Here is a 2,347-nt window from a genome sequence, read left to right on the forward strand (position 1 = left end):
AAATCGTAGCCGAAGTGTCCGCCATCAGCGTGGAACGGCGGTCGGCGTGGCCGGCTCAAGTGGCCTTGGCCAGCTTTCTCATCGACTCGCCCTTGAGGACTATCTTGTGCGAGCCGTGAACGATGCGGTCCAGGATTGCGTCGGCCAGCGTAGGCTCGTCCAGCCAGGCGTGCCAGGCCGTCACCGGCAACTGGCTGGTGATGAGCGTCGAGCGCGTGCCCACCCGGTCGTCGAGCAACTCCAGCAGGTCGTTTCGCTCGTGCGCGGCAATCGGCGCGATGCCGAAGTCGTCCAGGATGAGCAGGTCCAGCCGCGCCAGTTGCGCCAGCCGTTTGCCCAGGCTGCCATCGCCATGGGCCACGTGCAGCTCCTGCAGCAGCCGTGGCGCGCGGGTGTAGAGCACCGAGAAGCCCAGGCGCGCGGCCTGCTGCCCCAGTGCGCAGGCGAGCCACGTCTTGCCGCAACCGGTGGCACCGGTGAGCAGCACGTTGTGGCCATGGCGCAGCCAGTCCCCGCCGGCCAGGCTGGTGATGACCTCCCGGCTCAGGCCCCGGCTGGTGCGCCAGTCGATGTCTTCCAGGCAAGCACTGGAGACCTTCAGGCGGGCGGCCTTCAACAGGCGCTCCAGGCGCTTGCTGTCACGCCAGTCCACCTCGCGCTGCACCAGCAGCGCCAGGCGTTGTTCAAAGGGCAGTTCGCTGGCTGTGATGTGGGTGGCCGCGTCGCTGAGGGCGGCCACCATGCCGTCCAGGCGCAGGGCGCGCAGTTGGTTGAGGGTCTGTTCGTTGAGCATGGTTCTTCCTTGTTGGTTTCGCTTGCGCGTTGGAGCTCAGTGGTAGTAGCTCGGCCCGCGCACGTTCTCGTGCAGCGGCAGGCTTGCCTGTGCGGCCATTGGCGCATCCAGCGGCCGCTGGTCCAGGCCACAGCCCAGGATGGAGGCGATGCTCTTGTAGGACGGTGAGCGAATCGATTGCGCCCGCGCACAGGCGGCCTCCAGCCGCTGATGGCCGTACTCACGGCCCAGTCGCATCAGGCCCAGACAGGAGCGGTAACCCTGCTCGGGATGCTGGCGGTGCTCCATCTGCCAGCGCACCACGGCGGCGGTGGCCGCGCCCACGCGCTCGCCCCAGGCGATGAGCTTGGCCGGCGTCCACTGCAGGTGCGCCCGATGCGAAGCTGGCATGTGCTCGGGCGTGGTGGTGTGCGCACCCCGGCGGGGATTGAGGGCGTGGGCGGCCACGCGCTTGCTGCCATGCAGAACCTCCACCGTACCGGTCGTGATGCGCAATTCCACACGCTCGCCCACCAGGGCGTGGGGCACCGAGTAGTAGTGGCCATCGAGCTCGACGTGGTAATCGATGTTGACGCGGGCGGGTTTGAAGCGCGCGATGGGCATGCGCACCGCCGGCAGGGGGCGCAGGGCCGGCCGGTCGAGCTCGGCAAAGGCGCTGGCGCGGTTGCCGGGCAGCTTCTTGAACGCTCGTTGGTTCAAGTCCACCAGCAAGGCGGCTATTGAACGGTTGAGCTCGGCCAGGCTGAAGAAGGTCTGGTGGCGCAGCCTGGCCAGAATCCAGCGCTCGACCACCTGCACGGCGACCTCCACCTTGGGCTTGTCGCGTGGCTTGGCCGGGCGCGCTGGCATCACGGCCAGGCTGTAGTGCGCCGAGAGTTCTTCGAGCAGGCGGTGCGCGGTGGGCTCGTAACGGTCGGGGCGGGCCATGAGGGCGCGCGGCTGGTCGGGTACCAGCAGACGGGGCACGCCGCCGATGAACTCCAGCGTGGCAATGATGCTGGCCACCCAGTCAGCGGCCTTCTGGCTGGCGGTGGCGCAGGCGTAGGTGTAGTTCGATGCGCCCAGCACGGCCACAAAGACCTGGGCCTGGCGTATCTCGCCAGTGTCGGCATCCACGACGGGCACGGTCTGGCCGGCGTAGTCCACGAAGAGCTTGTCACCGCCCGTGTGGGTCTGGCGCATGGAGCGCTGCAGGCGCCGGGCCCAGGCCTTGTACTTCTCGCAGAAGGCGCTGTACTTGTAAGCCTGCCCGGCGTGCTGTTGCTGGTATTCCTCCCACAGCAGTTGCAAGGTCACGCCGGGTCGGCGCAGCTCGCGGTGGATGTGGGCGTGCTCGGGTTCGAGGTGCCGGGACGCGCGCGCCACAGGCGGCTTGTAGAGCCTGGCCAGCAGTTCCTCGTCGCTCAGGCTCTGGGCCAGCGCCCAGTCCACGCCGGCGGCGCGGGCATAGCTGCCAATGTCGCCGACGGTGGATTTGGAGATGCCGAGGGCGGCAGCGATTTGGCGGGTGCTCAAGGCCCCACCGTTCAGCAGTTGCAGTGTGTGTCGTAGTTT

Annotated in this window: 2 protein-coding genes; both read right to left on the bottom strand. The window is 68.1% G+C overall.

The features are described from left to right. Window positions 1-55: 55 nt before the first annotated feature. Window positions 56-793 (bottom strand): IS21-like element helper ATPase IstB, encoded by a 738-nt coding sequence (gene istB / locus M3149_RS22495; protein ID WP_251711588.1) that lies wholly within the window; start codon window positions 791-793, stop codon window positions 56-58. Between the two features lie 36 nt (window positions 794-829). Beyond that, window positions 830-2,347 (bottom strand): IS21 family transposase (gene istA / locus M3149_RS22500; protein WP_285887486.1); only part of this gene is annotated, 1,518 nt, incomplete at its 5' end.

Source organism: Hydrogenophaga intermedia (assembly GCF_023715105.1).
Lineage (GTDB): Bacteria > Pseudomonadota > Gammaproteobacteria > Burkholderiales > Burkholderiaceae_C > Hydrogenophaga > Hydrogenophaga intermedia_A.

Coding starts and splice junctions, on each gene's coding strand:
- istB (WP_251711588.1), bottom strand. CDS start 793: ATGCTCAACGAACAGACCCTCAACCAACTGCGCGCCCTGCGCCTGGAC.